Origin of the sequence: Bacteroides sp. AM16-24, assembly GCF_003471885.1 — a bacterium.
Taxonomy (GTDB): Bacteria; Bacteroidota; Bacteroidia; order Bacteroidales; family Bacteroidaceae; genus Bacteroides.
This window is the reverse complement of record NZ_QRKI01000001.1, coordinates 460,469-479,342: the sequence shown is the minus strand read 5'-3', so window position 1 is coordinate 479,342 and position 18,874 is coordinate 460,469. Positions and strand designations below refer to the sequence as shown.

General features: G+C 46.0%; 14 protein-coding genes. All 14 read left to right on the top strand.

Features of this window, described 5'->3' with window-relative positions:
- Positions 1-181 precede the first annotated feature (181 nt).
- The 14 genes from DW182_RS01785 (at position 182) to DW182_RS01720 (ending at position 18,869) form a co-directional block, all read left to right on the top strand.
- On the top strand, positions 182-1,321 hold the full coding sequence (locus DW182_RS01785) for an aldose epimerase family protein (RefSeq protein WP_118294439.1): 1,140 nt from the start codon (positions 182-184) through the stop codon (positions 1,319-1,321).
- A gap of 25 nt (positions 1,322-1,346) precedes the next feature.
- Positions 1,347-3,041 (top strand): sodium:solute symporter, encoded by a 1,695-nt coding sequence (locus DW182_RS01780; protein WP_021967446.1) that lies wholly within the window; start codon positions 1,347-1,349, stop codon positions 3,039-3,041.
- Between the two features lie 85 nt (positions 3,042-3,126).
- Complete coding sequence (locus DW182_RS01775; RefSeq protein ID WP_007663861.1) at positions 3,127-3,807, top strand: NUDIX domain-containing protein; 681 nt, start codon at positions 3,127-3,129, stop codon at positions 3,805-3,807.
- Positions 3,808-3,810: 3 nt separating this feature from the next.
- A complete protein-coding gene (locus DW182_RS01770; RefSeq protein ID WP_118294438.1) occupies positions 3,811-4,494 on the top strand; it encodes an L-ribulose-5-phosphate 4-epimerase in 684 nt (227 codons plus the stop codon).
- Positions 4,495-4,536: 42 nt separating this feature from the next.
- Complete coding sequence (gene araA / locus DW182_RS01765) at positions 4,537-6,045, top strand: L-arabinose isomerase (protein WP_007663865.1); 1,509 nt, start codon at positions 4,537-4,539, stop codon at positions 6,043-6,045.
- A gap of 2 nt (positions 6,046-6,047) precedes the next feature.
- Entirely contained in the window at positions 6,048-7,646 is a 1,599-nt protein-coding gene (locus DW182_RS01760; RefSeq protein WP_117707348.1) for a xylulokinase, read from the top strand.
- 252 nt (positions 7,647-7,898) lie between these two features.
- Entirely contained in the window at positions 7,899-10,268 is a 2,370-nt protein-coding gene (locus DW182_RS01755; protein ID WP_118294437.1) for a glycoside hydrolase family 127 protein, read from the top strand.
- Between the two features lie 39 nt (positions 10,269-10,307).
- Positions 10,308-12,242 (top strand): glycoside hydrolase family 97 protein, encoded by a 1,935-nt coding sequence (locus DW182_RS01750; RefSeq protein ID WP_118294436.1) that lies wholly within the window; start codon positions 10,308-10,310, stop codon positions 12,240-12,242.
- Between the two features lie 31 nt (positions 12,243-12,273).
- Entirely contained in the window at positions 12,274-13,818 is a 1,545-nt protein-coding gene (locus DW182_RS01745) for an alpha-N-arabinofuranosidase (RefSeq protein WP_118294435.1), read from the top strand.
- A gap of 175 nt (positions 13,819-13,993) precedes the next feature.
- Positions 13,994-16,003: a transketolase gene (locus DW182_RS01740; RefSeq protein WP_118294434.1), complete on the top strand. Its 2,010-nt coding sequence runs from the start codon at positions 13,994-13,996 to the stop codon at positions 16,001-16,003.
- A gap of 129 nt (positions 16,004-16,132) precedes the next feature.
- On the top strand, positions 16,133-16,567 hold the full coding sequence (rpiB, locus tag DW182_RS01735) for a ribose 5-phosphate isomerase B (RefSeq protein WP_007663877.1): 435 nt from the start codon (positions 16,133-16,135) through the stop codon (positions 16,565-16,567).
- Positions 16,568-16,770: 203 nt separating this feature from the next.
- Positions 16,771-18,174, top strand: a complete 1,404-nt coding sequence (locus DW182_RS01730; RefSeq protein WP_007663878.1) for a glycoside hydrolase family 28 protein — start codon at positions 16,771-16,773, stop codon at positions 18,172-18,174.
- Positions 18,175-18,344: 170 nt separating this feature from the next.
- On the top strand, positions 18,345-18,620 hold the full coding sequence (locus tag DW182_RS01725) for a tol-pal system YbgF family protein (protein ID WP_007214998.1): 276 nt from the start codon (positions 18,345-18,347) through the stop codon (positions 18,618-18,620).
- Positions 18,621-18,641: 21 nt separating this feature from the next.
- A complete protein-coding gene (locus tag DW182_RS01720) occupies positions 18,642-18,869 on the top strand; it encodes a ferredoxin family protein (protein WP_007663880.1) in 228 nt (75 codons plus the stop codon).
- Positions 18,870-18,874: the final 5 nt, after the last annotated feature.

The window sequence follows — 18,874 nt, the reverse complement described above, 5'->3', positions numbered from 1 at the left end:
CCTTGTACCTTTGTTTCCACTTCAACTTTTCCTTCATTCCTTTGTCAACTCCCTTTCTGCCGACACACTTTTTTACATTTATGTTGCAAAACATATACAAGTGTAGTAAGTACATTCAAATAAAGTGTTACTTTTACACCCAAAATCAGATAATTATCTCATTTACATTAAAAATAGAACCATGAAAAACAGTTTTCTACTTGCAGGAATTGCCGCACTGATGTTATCTGCGTGCAATAACAAGCCAGCTCAGGAGTTGACTTTGTCCGGTCTGAATCCGGTGAATTTCCAAACAGAAGTGAACAATGCCAAAACAGATCTTTACACCTTGAAGAACAAGTCGGGCATGGAAGTATGCATCACTAACTTCGGAGGACGTATCGTTTCTATTATGGTTCCCGACAAAAACGGGAATATGCAGGACGTTGTTCTGGGCTTCGACAGCATTGCCGATTATGTAAATATCCCAAGTGACTTCGGCGCTTCCATCGGTCGTTATGCAAACCGCATCAACCAGGGAAGAATCGTACTGGACGGAGACACTATCCAATTACCGCAAAACAACTTCGGACATTGCTTGCATGGCGGTCCTAAAGGCTGGCAATACCAAGTATATGAAGCCAACCCGATTGACGAAACTACACTGGAACTGACCCGTATTTCACCGGACGGAGATGAAAACTTCCCCGGTAACGTAACAGCTAAAGTTCTTTTCAAACTGACTGATGACAACGCTATAGATATAAAGTATAGCGCTACTACAGATAAGAAGACAGTCATCAACATGACCAACCACTCTTACTTCAACTTATCCGGTAATCCTTCAAAAGCTGCAACAGATCATATCTTATATGTAAATGCAGACAACTACACTCCAGTGGATAGTACTTTCATGACCACTGGAGAAATTGTAACTGTGAAAGATACCCCGATGGACTTTACTACTCCTAAAACAATAGGACAAGACATCACAAACTTCGATTTCGTTCAGTTGAAAAACGGAAATGGCTATGACCACAACTGGGTACTGAATACGAATGGAGACATTGCTCAATTAGCTGCAAAACTGACTTCACCTGAAAGCGGCATCACTCTGGAAGTATATACCAACGAACCGGGTATACAAGTTTATACCGGCAACTTCCTGGACGGAACTGTAATAGGCAAAAAAGGCATTACTTATAATCAACGTGCTTCCGTATGCCTGGAAACACAGCACTATCCCGACAGTCCTAATAAGCCGGAATGGCCCAGCGTGGTATTGGAACCAGGACAAACTTACAACAGCGAATGTATTTTCAAATTCTCAGTAGAGAAATAATAGTTAACTTTTAAATATTAGAATTGTGGAAGCATTAGATTGGATCGTAATTGGAGCCTTTGCTTTAGCTCTGATTGGTATTATTGTTTGGGTTGTCAAACAGAAACAAAATGACTCAGCGGATTATTTTCTGGGTGGACGTGACGCTACATGGATTGCGATTGGTGCATCTATTTTTGCATCAAACATCGGTTCGGAACACTTGATCGGACTGGCAGGCGCCGGTGCATCCAGTGGTATGGCTATGGCACACTGGGAAATTCAGGGATGGATGATTCTTATTTTAGGATGGGTATTCGTACCTTTCTATTCAAGAAGTATGGTATATACGATGCCGGAATTCTTGGAACGTCGTTATAACCCGCAATCCCGTACTATATTATCCGTAATCTCCTTAATCAGTTATGTATTGACTAAGGTAGCAGTTACAGTATATGCCGGTGGTTTGGTATTCCAACAGGTATTCGGCATTGAAGAACTCTGGGGAATCGACTTCTTCTGGATTGCAGCTATCGGTCTGGTTTTGATCACTGCATTATATACGATCTTCGGTGGTATGAAGTCGGTACTTTATACTTCTGTATTGCAGACACCGATTTTATTGTTAGGTTCGCTGATTATCCTTGTGCTCGGTTTCAAAGAACTGGGTGGATGGGACGAAATGATGAGAATTTGTGGTGCGGTAACAGTTAATGATCAGGGCAACACCATGACGGAATTAATCCGTAGTAACAGTGACCCGAACTTCCCTTGGTTGGGAGCACTAATCGGATCAGCTATCATCGGTTTCTGGTACTGGTGTACTGACCAGTTCATCGTACAACGTGTGCTTTCAGGTAAGAACCAGAAAGAAGCACGCCGCGGTACTATCTTCGGAGCTTATCTGAAATTGTTACCTGTATTCTTGTTCTTGATTCCGGGTATGATTGCTTTTGCACTTCATCAGAAGTACCTCGGTGCAGGCGGTGAAGGTTTCTTGCCGATGTTGGCCAATGGTAGCGCCAATGCCGATGCAGCTTTCCCGACACTGGTAGCCAAGTTGTTACCGGCTGGTGTGAAAGGTTTGGTGGTTTGCGGTATCCTTGCAGCTTTGATGAGTTCGTTGGCATCTTTGTTCAACTCATCTGCCATGCTGTTTACAATTGACTTCTACAAACGCTTCAAACCGAAAACTTCTGAAAAGAAACTGGTGGTTATCGGTCAGATGGCAACTGTAGTGATTGTAATTCTGGGTATTTTGTGGATACCTATCATGCGTAGCGTAGGTGATGTGCTTTATACTTACTTGCAAGACGTACAGTCTGTATTGGCACCGGGTATCGCCGCAGCCTTCCTGTTGGGTATCTGCTGGAAACGTACTTCTGCACAAGGTGGTATGTGGGGATTGATCGCCGGTATGGTAATCGGTTTGACACGTCTGGGAGCAAAAGTATATTACAGTAATGCAGGAGATGTAGCTGGCGGTACATTCAAATATCTGTTCTATGATATGAACTGGTTGTTCTTCTGCGGATGGATGTTCCTGTTCTGCATCATTGTAGTGATTGTAGTAAGCTTGGCAACAGAAGCACCGACTGAAGAAAAAATACGGGGATTGGTATTCGGTACCTCTACTCCGGCACAATTGGCAGAGACACGCGCCAGCTGGAACCATTGGGATATTATCCATACGGTTATTATCCTGGGTATCACTGCCGCTTTCTATATCTATTTCTGGTAAAATAGTTACAAGCTACGGGCTACGAGTGCCATCCGGCATGATAGCGCAGCCCACTTGTAGCTTGTAGCTCGTAGTTCAAAGATATATGACAAACAACTATTATAGTTCAAATCCGACCTTTTACGTTGGTATCGACTGCATCATCTTCGGTTTCAACGAAGGAGAACTGAACCTGCTGTTACTGAAACGAAACTTTCAGCCGGCAATGGGTGAATGGTCTCTGATGGGTGGATTCGTACAACAAGGTGAAAGTGTGGATGATGCTGCCAAACGTGTACTAGCGGAACTCACCGGTTTGGAAAATGTATATATGGAGCAAGTTGGGTCGTTCGGTGAAGTTGAACGTGACCCGGGAGAACGTGTTATCTCCATTGCCTACTATGCACTGATCAACATCAACGAGTACGACCGCGAACTGGTGCACCAGCATAATGCCTACTGGGTAAACATCAATGAATTACCGCCTTTGATCTTCGACCATCCGCAAATGGTGAAACAGGCACGGGAATTGATGCAACAGAAAGCATCCACAGAGCCTATCGGCTTCAACCTGTTACCGAAGTTATTCACGCTGTCTCAACTGCAAAGCCTCTACGAAGCTATTTACGGTGAACAGATAGACAAGCGTAACTTCCGTAAACGGATAGCCGAAATGGACTACATTGAAAAAACAGATAAGATTGATAAAACAGGTTCCAAACGCGGAGCTGCCTTATACAAATTCAATGAGAAGGCATACCGCAAGGCACCGAATTTTAAATTATAAATTATGCTGGAAGAACTGAAAGAAAAGGTATTCCATGCCAACCTTGAACTGGTGAAGCATGGACTGGTTATCTTCACCTGGGGAAATGTATCGGCTATCGACCGTGAAACGGGGCTGGTAGTCATCAAACCCAGTGGTGTAAATTATGACGACATGAAGGCGGAAGATATGGTGGTGGTTGACCTCGATGGCAAAGTTGTAGAAGGACAATTGAAACCGTCTTCAGACACACCGACGCACGTGGTACTCTACAAGGCTTTCCCTGAAATCGGTGGTGTGGTACACACCCACTCTACTTACGCTACTGCCTGGGCGCAAGCCGGATGTGACATTCCGAATATCGGAACGACACACGCAGATTACTTCCACGATGCCATACCTTGCACGGCAGATATGACAAAGGAAGAAGTGGAAGGAGCGTATGAAATGGAAACCGGAAATGTAATCGTAAAGCGCTTTGAAGGGCTGAACCCTGTACACACACCGGGAGTACTGGTAAAGAATCACGGCCCCTTCTCTTGGGGAAAAGATGCGCACGATGCTGTACACAACGCAGTGGTAATGGAACAAGTGGCCAAGATGGCAAGCATTGCTTATGCCGTCAATCCGAAACTGACCATGAATCCGCTGTTGGTAGAAAAGCATTTCAACCGCAAGCATGGGCCTAACGCTTACTATGGACAGTAAACAATCGACAATTAAAAATTAACAACTAAAAATTAAAGAATTATGAACGCATTTGATCAATATGAAGTATGGTTCGTAACCGGAGCACAGCTCCTGTACGGAGGTGACGCAGTTATCGCAGTAGACGCACACAGTAATGAAATGGTAGCCGGATTGAACGCCAGCGGCAAATTGCCGGTAAAGGTGGTGTATAAAGGTACGGTAAACTCTTCTAAAGAAGTTACTGAGGCTTTCAAAGCTGCTAACAATGATGAGAAATGTATCGGTGTTATCACTTGGATGCACACTTTCTCTCCTGCCAAGATGTGGATTCACGGTTTGCAGGAACTGAAGAAGCCGTTGCTGCACTTCCATACTCAGTTCAACAAAGAAATTCCTTGGGATACCATGGATATGGACTTTATGAACTTGAACCAGTCTGCTCATGGTGACCGTGAATTCGGCCACATTGTAACCCGTATGCGTAAAAACCGTAAGGTAGTGGTAGGCCATTGGCAAGATGAAAAAGCACAAGGCCAGATTGCAACATGGATGCGTGTTTGCGCCGGATGGGCTGACGCTCAGGATATGCTGATTATCCGCTTCGGTGACCAGATGAACAACGTTGCTGTTACTGATGGTGACAAGGTATCCGCTGAACAAGTTTTGGGTTACCACGTAGACTACTGTCCGGTAAACGATCTGATGAAGTACTACAATGCAGTGGAAGACAAAGATGTACAGGCAATGGTAGATACTTACTTCAAAGAATACGACCATGCTCCTGAACTGGAAAAGACCGGAACTGAAGCTTATACCAAAGTTTGGAACTCTGCAAAAGCAGAAATCGCTCTCCGTCGTATCCTGAAAGACACAGGTGCAAAAGCATTTACTACCAACTTCAACGACCTCGGTGACTTTGATCAGATTCCGGGATTGGCTTCTCAACGTCTGATGGAAGAAGGGTATGGTTTCGGTGCGGAAGGTGACTGGAAAACTGCCGCTTTGTATCGTACCACTTGGTTTATGAGCCAAGGTATGCCGAAAGGCTGCTCCTTCCTGGAAGATTACACACTGCACTTCGACGGTGAAAAGAGCGCTATCCTCCAGGCACACATGCTGGAAGTTTGCCCGCTGATTGCCGAAGCAAAACCGAAACTGGAAGTACACCGTCTTGCCATTGGTATCGATAGCGAAACAGCACGTCTTGTATTCACCAGCAAGCAAGGTGAAGGGGTAGCCGCTACTATCGTTGACTTGGGCAACCGTTTCCGCCTCATCGTGAACAAGGTGGAATGTATCAAGAGCAAACCGCTGCCCAAACTTCCCGTTGCCAGCGCATTGTGGATTCCGATGCCGAACCTTGAAGTAGGTGCTGCTGCATGGATTCTGGCAGGTGGTACTCACCACACCAGCTTCTCTTACGACTTGACAGTAGAATATTGGGAAGATTATGCAGAAATGGCAGGTATCGAAATGGTAGTTATCGATGAAAATACAACTATCAGCGAGTTCAAGAAAGAACTGCGCATGAATGAAGTATATTACATGTTGAACAAAGCGCTTTGTTAATTATGAAACCAGACGCAAAATCAACCATCGAAGCAGGTAAAGCCATTCTTGGCATAGAATTCGGCTCCACCCGAATCAAGGCTGTTTTGATTGACCAGGAAAACAAGCCTATCGCTCAAGGAAGTCACACCTGGGAGAACCAGTTGGTGGACGGACTTTGGACATATAGCGTTGAGGCCATCTGGTATGGACTGCAAGATTGTTACGCCGACCTTCGTTCAAACGTGAAGAGCCTGTATGATATAGAGATAGAAACCTTGGCGGCAATCGGTGTCAGCGCCATGATGCATGGCTATATGGCATTCAATGATAAAGAAGAGATTCTCGTACCCTTCCGTACTTGGAGAAACACCAATACGGGTGCGGCTGCAGCTGCTTTATCAGAGCTGTTCGTTTATAATATTCCTCTGCGTTGGAGCATTTCTCACTTGTATCAGGCTATTCTGGACAACGAAGAACATGTGAAAGATATCGATTATCTGACAACACTTGCAGGTTTTATCCATTGGCAGATAACAGGTCAAAAAGTATTGGGCATCGGCGATGCATCGGGTATGCTCCCTATAGATCCGGTTACCAAGAACTACTCCGCTGAAATGGTGGCTAAGTTCGACGAGTTAATCGCTCCGAAGGGATACGACTGGAAGTTGCTGGATATTCTTCCCAAAGCATTGCCCGCCGGTGAAAATGCAGGTTTCCTGACACCGGAAGGCGCTAAGATGCTCGACGTGTCTGGTCATTTGAAAGCCGGAATACCGGTTTGCCCGCCCGAAGGAGATGCCGGTACCGGTATGGTGGCAACCAATGCCGTGAAGCAGCGTACAGGAAACGTATCGGCAGGTACCTCTTCGTTCTCCATGATTGTATTGGAGAAAGATCTGTCAAAGCCCTACGAAATGATCGATATGGTTACTACTCCCGATGGAAGTCCCGTAGCCATGGTACATTGCAACAACTGTACGTCCGACCTCAATGCATGGATCAACCTGTTCAAGGAATACCAGGAACTGCTGGGTATACCTGTAGATATGAACGAAGTATATGGAAAACTCTACAACCATGCCCTGACAGGCAATGCGGATTGTGGCGGTCTCATTTCATTCAATTACATTTCAGGCGAACCTGTAACAGGATTTGCAGATGGAAGACCGATGTTTGTACGTTCGGCCAATGACAAGTTCAGCCTTGCGAACTTCATGCGGACGCACTTGTACGCTTCTGTCGGTGTCCTCAAGATTGGTAATGACATTCTTTTCAAAGAAGAAAAGGTGAAAGTTGACAGAATCACAGGACACGGAGGTTTGTTCAAGACTAAAAATGTGGGCCAGAGAGTACTTGCAGCAGCACTGAACTCACCCATTTCCGTAATGGAAACGGCCGGTGAAGGTGGTGCCTGGGGTATTGCGTTGCTGGGCTCATTCCTTGTGAACAACGAAAAGAAGCAACCTCTCGACGCTTTCCTGGACGAGCAGGTGTTTGGTGGGGATGCAGGTGTTGAGATAACGCCTACAGCCGAGGATGTAGCAGGTTTTAACGCATACATCGAAAACTACAAGGCAGCACTGCCCATCGAAGAAGCGGCAGTGAAATTCAAAAAGTAATTCCTACTTCAAGGAATAAACGAATGTAATAGTAGAGGGAGAAGCTTCGGCTGCCACGTGGGTGCTGTTGGCACCGAAGCAACTCCCCATACATTCGTTCTACAAGCTCGGACAATGCATTGAATCAGACAAAGTACCGTTGCCCGCTCAGGCAAGGCATCATCGCCCGCCCTAACGAAGCATTATCGTCAGCTCTGACGAAACATTGTCGTCAGTAAGCAAATAATCCCTATACCTCAAATATAATATAATATGAAATCGATCCTTATTACTTACCTGTTCCTTTTTTGTTTTCTCCTGACCGGGAAAGCTCAAACCCAACAAAAAGTTTCCTATTTCCCTTTGCAAGACGTTAAGTTGTTGGAAAGCCCCTTCCTGCAAGCTCAACAGACTGACCTGCATTACATCATGGCCATGGAGCCCGACCGCCTGCTCGCCCCTTTCCTGCGCGAAGCCGGACTGACGCCCAAAGCGCCAAGTTATACCAACTGGGAAAATACCGGACTGGACGGACACATCGGCGGACATTACATTTCCGCACTCTCCATGATGTATGCTGCTACCGGAGACACTGCCGTATACAATCGGCTGAACTATATGCTCGCCGAACTACATCGTGCACAGCAAGCAGTAGGCACCGGCTTCATCGGAGGAACGCCCGGAAGCCTACAACTTTGGAAAGAAATTAAAGAAGGGAACATCCGTGCCGGAGGTTTTGACCTCAACAGCAAATGGGTGCCCTTATACAATATACACAAGACTTATGCCGGACTTCGTGACGCTTACCTCTACGCCGGAAGCGACCTTGCCCGTGAAATGCTAATTGCCCTCACCGACTGGATGATAGACATCACCGCCGGACTCACCGACCAGCAAATGCAAGACATGCTCCGCAGCGAACATGGCGGACTGAACGAAACATTTGCCGATGTAGCCGCAATCACAGGTGACAAGAAATACCTGGAACTGGCACGCCGTTTCTCCCATAAAGTGATTCTGGACCCTCTCATGAAGGATGAAGACCGCCTGACAGGCATGCATGCCAACACACAGATACCAAAGGTTATCGGCTACAAACGTATCGCCGACCTCGCACAAGATGATAAAGACTGGAATCATGCTTCCGAATGGGATCACGCCGCCCGCTTCTTCTGGAACACCGTGGTAAACCATCGTTCCGTCTGCATCGGCGGCAACAGTGTACGCGAGCACTTTCATCCGGCAGACAACTTCACATCCATGCTCAATGATGTGCAAGGTCCGGAGACCTGCAATACTTACAACATGCTTCGCCTGACGAAGATGCTTTACCAAACTTCTCCCGACATTCGTTTTGCCGATTATTACGAACGTGCCTTATATAACCATATTCTTGCCTCGCAACAGCCCGAAAAGGGCGGATTTGTTTACTTCACCCCTATGCGTCCGGGACACTACCGCGTTTATTCGCAGCCGGAAACATCCATGTGGTGTTGCGTCGGTTCCGGATTGGAGAATCACACCAAATACGGAGAGTTTATTTACGCCCATGCAAAGGATACGCTGTATGTAAACCTCTTCATCCCCTCCCGTCTGACCTGGAAAGAGAAAAAGATAACCCTGGTACAGGAAACCCGTTTCCCCGACGAAGAGCAAATCCGCTTCCGCGTGGAAAAGAGCAAGAAGAAAGCATTCAGCCTCAAACTCCGTTACCCCTCCTGGGCTAAAGACGCCAGCGTTTCCGTTAATGGAAAAGTACAGGAAACGAATGCCCAACCGGGAGAGTACTTGACCATTCACCGCAAATGGAAAGCCGGAGATGAAATCACACTGAATATGCCCCTGCAGGTTACCTTGGAGCAAATACCGGATCGGGAAAATTTCTATGCGTTCATGTATGGCCCCATCGTACTTGCCAGCCCCACAGGGACAGAGAATATGGACGGGCTCTATGCAGATGACAGCCGTGGCGGACACATTGCCCATGGCAAACAGATTTCCATGCAAGAAATACCGATGCTGATAGGTTCCGCCGCATCTCTGCCTCAATCACTCCGCAGGATAAACGATGACTTGGTTGCATTTACCTATACCGGTAGCGTCTATCCGGCACAGAAAGAAGCGCTGAAATTAATTCCTTTCTTCCGTCTTCACGATTCCCGTTATGCCGTTTATTTCCATCAGGTAACCGAAGCTGAAGTGGAAAGTATCCGCAAAGAAGTGGCATTGAGCGAGCGTAAAGCAATGGAACTTGCCAACCAGACTGTAGATCTCATTTTCCCCGGTGAACAACAGCCTGAATCGGATCATGGTATTCTATATGAACAGGCAGAAACTGGAATCAATAAAGACCGTCACTTCCGGCGTGCCAAAGGTTGGTTTAGCTATAACCTCAAAGTAAAAGAGGAAGCCGCCCAGCTTATGATCAGTGTACGGAAAGAGGATCATAACAAGATAGCCATCCTTCTTAACAATGAAAAACTGACCGTTAGCCCTACGATCAGCAAACCTGATAAAGAGGGTTTTATAACGCTCTGCTATTCTTTACCCCAAAAGTTAAGTGCAGGCAGCTATCCGATACGCTTCAGCCCCGACGGAACAGAGTGGACACCTGCTATTTATGAAGTCCGCTTACTCAAATAAAATAAGCTCAGTCAGAAACATATCATAAAGCAAAAGAACATGAAGAAGATTGTTTTACTCTCCGCCCTCCTGGCTATTTCAAGTGCCCTAACAGCACAGGAAGTGCAAGGACCGGACGGTGCATTAAAAGTAAATGTGGAGTTAAAGGACGGAAGTCCCGTTTATTCCGTTCATTATAACAATAAAATATTCCTGGAGCCTTCTCCGTTGGGATTGAAAACCAGCATCGGAGATTTCTCCGCAAGACTGAAACAGCTGGGGCATCAGGTACGTACGATTGATGAGACTTACACAATGCCGCATGCAAAGGTAAGCCGTGTACACTACCAAGCCAATGAGTTGGTGTGCAACTATCTGAATGAAAAGGGGGATACTTTACAAGTTATCTTCCGGGTAAGCAACAATGATATTGCACAAGCCTATCGGATTTCCTCTCCCAAGCATACACACTGCATCATTGAGAAAGAAACAACCGGATTCGATTTTCCTTCATACACCACAACTTTCATTACTCCCCAAGCTCCTGCGGGAGACGGATGGATGGGTACTAAACCAAGCTATGAAGAAGAATATACACTGGATGAGGCTATTGGTACGCCTTCACGTTACAAACTGGGCTATACATTTCCGGCTCTCTTTCATGTAGGTAATGACGGATGGGTGTTAATTTCCGAGACCGGTGTAAGCAGCCATTATGCAGGAACAAAGCTCAGTGAAGGGACTCAAGACGGCTTGTACACCATTGCTTTTCCGGAAAAAGCGGAGAATGGTGGTGTAGGTGATGCAACCATTGCAGCATCTATCCCCTCCCTGACATCCTGGAAAACCATTACCGTAGGTGAGACCTTGAAACCGATTGTTGAGACTACCTCTGCCTACGACAATGTACGCCCATTCTATGAACCGACACAGGTATATCAACCCGGTCGTTCTACCTGGAGCTGGATACTCTGGCAAGATGCCAGTTGTAATTATAAGGATCAGCAGACTTTTATTGATCTTGCAGCTGCCATGGGATACGAATATATCCTTATTGATGCATTATGGGACAAACAAATCGGTTATGAGAATATGCCCTCGCTCATTGCCTACGCCCAGTCAAAGGGAGTGGATGTTCTTCTCTGGTACAACTCCAACGGAAGCTGTAATGACGCTCCGCAAGGTCCAAAACATCGTTTAGACAGTGCACCAGCCCGCCAGAAAGAAATGGCCTGGATGAAAGCCCTGGGTGTAAAAGGCATTAAGGTAGATTTCTTTGGCGGTGATAAACAAGCCACCATGAAACTCTACGAAGACATACTGACCGATGCCAACCAATATGGAATCGCTGTTGTATTCCACGGTTGTACCTTGCCGCGCGGCTGGGAACGCATGTATCCGAATCATATGAGCAGTGAAGCGGCATTAGTATCTGAGAATCTGGTATTCGGGCAATATCATGCCGACAAAGAAGCTCAACGAAGCACATTGTACCCTTTCATCCGCAATGCAGTTTCAGCTATGGACTTCGGCGGTGTATTTTTCAACAAACATTTCTCCAAAGATGGAGTCAGCGGTACACTTCGTAAAACAACCGATGCCTTCCAGATTGCTACATCTGTTCTCTACCAGTCAGGTATCCAGCACTTCGGCATCACTCCCAATAACCTGACGGAGCAACCGGAGTTTATTCTCGATTTCATGAAGAAAGTACCTACCGTGTGGGATGAAACGCGCTTCATTGACGGCTATCCCGGCAAATATTGCGTTATAGCCCGTCGATACGGTAATCAATGGTACATTGCCGCCACCAACGCCACCGAGCAATCCATAAAACTGAATTTGTCTTTACCGTGGTTGATGAATCAGCAAGTATCCATCATCCATGATAACGAAGCCCGCACTGCCAGTCTTTCACAAGGCGCCATCAACAAAAAAGGTATCCTTACCATCGAAATACAACCGATGGGTGGAGCCATGATTTATACTAAATAACATTACCAACATCATATAACTAATAACCATTATGAGAAACAAACTATTATTCAGCAGCGTTCTTTTAGCTGCATCCGTATCGCTGTCCGCACAAAAAAATGCAACGATCACGCTTCATGCCGACCAAGGCACACAAGTTATTCCCAAAGAAATTTATGGCCAGTTTGCCGAACATCTGGGTACCTGTATCTATGGTGGACTTTGGGTAGGAGAAAATTCGGATATTCCCAATATCAAAGGTTATCGTACCGATGTATTCAATGCATTGAAAGAACTCCAGATTCCCGTACTTCGCTGGCCGGGTGGCTGTTTTGCCGATGAATATCACTGGATGGACGGTATCGGTCCGAAAGAGAACCGCCCCAAAATGGTAAACAATAACTGGGGAGGCACAATTGAAGACAACAGTTTCGGTACACATGAGTTCCTCAACCTCTGCGAAATGCTGGGTACTGAACCTTATATCAGTGGAAACGTGGGTAGTGGCACTGTAGAAGAACTGGCAAAATGGGTAGAATACATGACTTCCGAAGGAGACTCTCCGATGGCAAGACTTCGCCGCCAGAACGGTCGTGACAAAGCATGGAAAGTGAAATACCTCGGTGTAGGTAACGAAAGCTGGGGCTGCGGCGGAAGCATGCGTCCTGAATATTATGCTGATTTATATCGCCGCTACTCCACTTACTGCCGCAACTACGACGGCAACCATCTATTTAAGATTGCCAGTGGTGCCAGCGATTACGATTATAACTGGACTAAAGTTCTAATGGACCGCGTAGGTGGACGTATGAACGGACTCTCTCTCCATTATTACACCGTAACCGGCTGGAGCGGAAGTAAGGGAGCAGCCACTAAGTTCGACAAAGACGACTATTACTGGACAATGGGTAAGTGCCGTGAGATAGAAGACGTTATCAAAAAGCACTGCGCCATCATGGACGAATATGATCCTAAAAAGCGCGTAGCCCTCATGCTCGATGAGTGGGGTACCTGGTGGGATGAAGAACCCGGCACTATCCCAGGACATCTTTACCAGCAAAATACATTGCGTGACGCTTTCGTCGCCTCTCTTAGCTTCGATATCTTCCACAAATACACCGACCGTCTGAAAATGGCAAATATTGCCCAGATAGTAAATGTATTGCAATCCATGATCCTGACAAAAGGTAAAGATATGGTGCTGACTCCCACTTATTATGTATTCAAGATGTACAATGTACACCAGGATGCCACTTACCTCCCACTCGATCTGAACTGCGAGATCATGGATGTACGCGATAATCGCAAAGTACCTATGGTAAGTGCCACAGCTTCTAAAGACAAGGACGGCAAGATACATATCTCAATGTCTAATATTGATGCCGACAATGCACAGGAAGTTACTATCAACCTGCCGGATGTAAAGGCTAAGAAAGCCGTTGGTGAAATCTTAACTTCTGCCAACCTGACGGATTACAACTCTTTTGAGAACCCTAATAATATAAAATTAGCTCCGTTCAAAGAGGTAAAAATCAATAAAGGCGTACTGAAGATAAAACTACCAGCCAAGTCTATTGTTACTATAGAGTTACAGTAAATCAGTCGAAAAGACTTATTGTATTTTAAACAAGAAGCAGGTGGAAGTACCGCAAAAAAAGAGGCTCTTTCTATGTTGCGAATTACGCATAAAGAGTTATCTTTGTCGCTGTTAAAATTAACAAGTGACACTTCAACCTGCTTTATTATAGTATTCAAATCAAATAAATATCAATATGAACGACAACAAACTTATGAACCGTGCAGCGGATAATATCCGTATCCTCGCTGCTTCTATGGTTGAGAAAGCTAATTCCGGTCACCCAGGCGGTGCCATGGGTGGTGCCGATTTTGTGAATGTACTCTTCTCTGAGTTTCTGGTGTATGATCCCGAAAATCCAGCATGGGAAGGTCGTGACCGCTTCTTCCTGGACCCGGGCCACATGTCACCGATGCTCTACTCTCAGTTGGCATTGGCAGGCAAATTCACACTGGATGAACTGAAGGAATTCCGCCAATGGGACAGCCCCACTCCGGGACACCCTGAACGCGACATCATGCGTGGTATTGAAAACACTTCCGGCCCGCTCGGTCAAGGTCATACTTTTGCAGTGGGTGCAGCTATCGCAGCTAAATTCATGAAAGCCCGTTTCGAAGAAGTGATGCAGCAAACCATCTACGCTTATATTTCGGACGGTGGTGTACAGGAAGAAATTTCTCAGGGTGCAGGCCGTATCGCAGGTGCACTGGGACTGGATAACCTCATCATGTTCTATGATGCCAACGACATCCAGCTTTCTACTGAAACCAAAGACGTAACCATCGAAGATACTGCCAAGAAATACGAAGCTTGGGGCTGGAAGGTGATCAAGATCAACGGTAATGATCCCGACGCTATCCGTGGCGCTTTGAACGAAGCGAAAGCAGAAAACGAACGTCCGACCCTGATTATCGGTCATACTGTAATGGGTAAGGGTGCACGCAAGGCAGATGGTAGCAGTTACGAAGCTAACTGTGCGACTCACGGTGCTCCTCTAGGTGGTGATGCTTATGTAAATACCATCAAGAACCTGGGTGGTGATCCGACGAATCCATTCGTAATCTTCCCCGAAGTGAAGGAACTGTACGCAAAGCGTGCTGCCGAACTGAAGGAAATTATGGCTAAGAAATATGCTGCTAAATCAGAATGGGCAAAGGCTAATCCTGAAAAGGCTGCAAAACTTGACCTGTTCTTCTCTGGTAAGGCTCCTGAAGTAAACTGGGCAGCTATCGAGCAAAAAGCAGGTGCTGCTACACGTGCTGCATCAGCTACCGTATTGGGTGCTCTTGCTACTCAAGTAGAAAACATGATCGTTGCTTCCGCTGACCTTTCAAACTCAGATAAGACAGACGGCTTTCTGAAAAAGACCCATGCTTTCAAGAAAGGTGATTTCAGCGGTGCATTCTTCCAGGCTGGCGTTGCCGAGTTGACAATGGCTTGCTGTTGTATCGGTATGGCACTGCATGGTGGTGTGATTCCGGCTTGTGGAACGTTCTTCGTATTCTCTGACTACATGAAACCTGCCGTACGTATGGCTGCACTGATGGAAGTTCCCGTGAAGTTCATCTGGACACACGATGCATTCCGTGTAGGTGAAGACGGTCCTACTCATGAACCGGTAGAACAGGAAGCTCAGATCCGCCTGATGGAAAAACTGAAAAACCATAAAGGACACAATTCTATGTTGGTTCTCCGTCCGGCAGATGCAGAAGAAACAACAATTGCATGGAAACTGGCTATGGAGAATACTACTACTCCGACCGGCTTGATCTTCTCTCGCCAAGATATCGCTATGTTGCCTGCTGGAAACGACTATTCTCAGGCTGCTAAGGGTGCTTACATCGTAGCAGGTTCTGATGAAAACCCGGATGTAGTATTGGTAGCTTCAGGTTCAGAAGTATCTACACTGGTGGCAGGAACCGAATTATTGCGCAAAGACGGTGTAAAAGTACGTATCGTATCTGCTCCTTCCGAAGGTCTGTTCCGCAGCCAGGCTCCGGGATATCAGGAAGGTGTCATCCCTGCTGACGCAAAAGTCTTCGGTCTGACAGCCGGTCTGCCTGTAAACCTGCAAGGTTTGGTAGGTGCTCACGGTAAAGTTTGGGGATTGGAATCTTTCGGTTTCTCAGCTCCTTACAAAGTACTGGATCAGAAGTTAGGTTTTACTGCTGAGAATGTTTATAAGCAAGTAAAAGCAATGTTATAAAAAGCTCTGGGTGCATACCGGGCGAATGACTATTCGCCCCTACAGGTTGTAACAGGCTTGTAGGGGCGAAATATTTTTCACCTGATATCCCATTATAGAGCCTGTAAATCAATCATACTACAACAGAAAATGAAAACAATTGGAATTTGTTCCGACCACGCCGGATTTGAATTGAAACAATACGTCAAGGGGTGGTTGGAAACTAAAGGATGGGAATACAAAGACTTCGGAACCTATACAACGGAGAGCTGCGACTATGCAGATTTTGCTCATCCCCTGGCATTGGCCGTTGAAGCCGGAGAGTGTTACCCGGGTATTGCTATCTGCGGAAGTGGTGAAGGTATCAGCATGACACTGAACAAACATCAGGGCATCCGTGCCGCACTTTGCTGGACAGCGGAAATAGCTCATCTGGCTCGCCAGCATAATGATGCCAACGTACTCGTCATGCCGGGACGCTTCATCAGCACCGAAGAAGCTGATATGATTATGAGAGAATTCTTCAGCACACAGTTTGAGGGGGGACGTCATCAGAAACGTATTGAGAAGATACCGGTTAGATAATCATCCCAATTTGAAATTACACTTGCAGGTGCGGGAACCGATACTTGCAAGTGTTTTTAGTTTATACACCTTCTTCAGAGCTGAGAAGCATAAACACATCAAATTTTACACATTTTATGCCAAAAACTCTTCCCTCTAATAGAGTCACTTTCCGTACTTTTGCCCACATATCTAATAACCATTAAAAGTAAAACTGGAAACGCATGAAAAAAGTACTCGGAATTATTTCCCTGCTTCTCTCGACCACATTGGCAACAGCCAACTCGATAGATTTCGATAAGGCTTTCAAGGAGAGTGCAAAGATTGAAAAACAAATCAAGAAAACATCTTTCCCAAAACAGACGTATCTCATTACGGACTTCGGTGCCAAACCCGACACCCCGGATGCTCCCTGCCATGAGGCAATCAACCAGGCTATCGTAACATGTTGCCTGAATGGCGGTGGCACGGTTGTAGTTCCCAAAGGTACATTCTACACAGGTCCCATCACACTGAAAAGTAACGTCAACTTTCATGTAGAAGAAGGAGCCGTATTGAGATTTTCAACCGATCAGAGCCTCTACTTCCCCGGAGTTATCACCCGCTGGGAAGGAATAGACTGCTATAATGCCCACCCGTTGATTTATGCATACGGTGAGACAAATATCGCCATCACCGGCAAAGGGACTATCGACGGACAAGGCTCCAACGAAACCTGGTGGCCTATGTGTGGCGCTCCCCGCTATGGCTGGAAAGAGGGCATGGTGGCACAACGCAACGGAGGGCGGGAACGCCTGTTGATGTACGGTGAAACCTCCACTCCTATTTATAAACGCGTAATGACACCTGAAGACGGATTACGTCCGCAACTCATCAACCTATACTCATGTAATACAGTGCTGATAGAAGATGTAACTTTATTGAATTCTCCTTTCTGGGTTATTCACCCGTTATTCTGCGAAAGTCTCACTGTACGCGGTGTATACGTTTATAATCGCGGTCCCAATGGCGATGGCTGCGACCCTGAATCCTGCAAAAATGTATTGATAGAGAACTGTACTTTCGATACCGGAGATGACTGTATTGCTATCAAGTCCGGACGTAACCAGGATGGACGCAAATGGGGTATCCCCAGCGAAAACATCATTGTACGCGGCTGTTATATGAAGAAAGGACATGGAGGTGTAGTCATCGGTAGCGAAATCTCCGGTGGATATCGCAACTTGTATGTAGAAAACTGCAAGATGGATAGTCCAGACCTCGACCGTGTTATCCGCATCAAGACCAGCACCTGCCGTGGCGGACTGATTGAAAATGTATTCGTACGTAATGTCACCGTAGGACAGTGTCGCGAAGCCGTGCTGCGCATCAACCTTCAATACGAGAATCGTGAGAACTGTAACCGTGGTTTCACTCCTACTGTCCGCAACGTTCATCTGAAGAATGTGACTTGCGAGAAAAGCAAGCTTGGTGTCCTCATTATCGGTCTCGACGACAATGATCATGTGTACAATATCAGTGTTGAAGACTCCCACTTTAATAATGTTGCCAAAGATGGAAATGACATAAAAGGAGCTAAAGACGTTACGTTCAAAAATCTCTATATAAATGGAAAACTTGTAAAGTAACAAAACCATATTTTATATCATACGAGCCCGAAGTTGTGACATTCTGACAGAATTTCATTCAACTTCGGGCTTTTTATTTCCCCATTTTTCTTATTTTTCACAGAATACTTATTCGTTGTCTCTAAATAAAAACTATCTTTGTATTCCAATAATCCGGAACTCAATACGATATGGAGCAACTGAAAACTATCAAAGAGCTTATCAATCAAGGAGATGTAGCAGAAGCTATCCGGCAGCTCGATGAATATCTGATCACCGACTCTACCGACCGGGACGAAGCTTTTTATCTCCTGGGAAATGCCTATCGCAAACAAGGTAACTGGCAGCTGGCTTTGAACAACTACCAGTATGCTATCGACCTTAATCCCGACAGCCCTGCCCGCGAAGCCTATCGTATGGCAATGGATATCCTGAATTTCTTCAATAAGGATATGTACAATCAATAACATATAAAAGTAACGTAAATTATGGCAAAGATTAAAGGAGCAATCGTAGTGGACACCGAACGGTGCAAAGGCTGCAATCTATGCGTGGTAGCCTGTCCTCTGCATGTAATAGCCCTCACCAAAGAGGTGAACGTAAAAGGGTATAACTATGCCCACCAAATACTGGAAGATACCTGCAACGGCTGTGCGTCGTGCGCCCAGGTTTGCCCGGACGGATGTATCTCTGTTTATAAAGTAAAAGTTGAATAAATCTG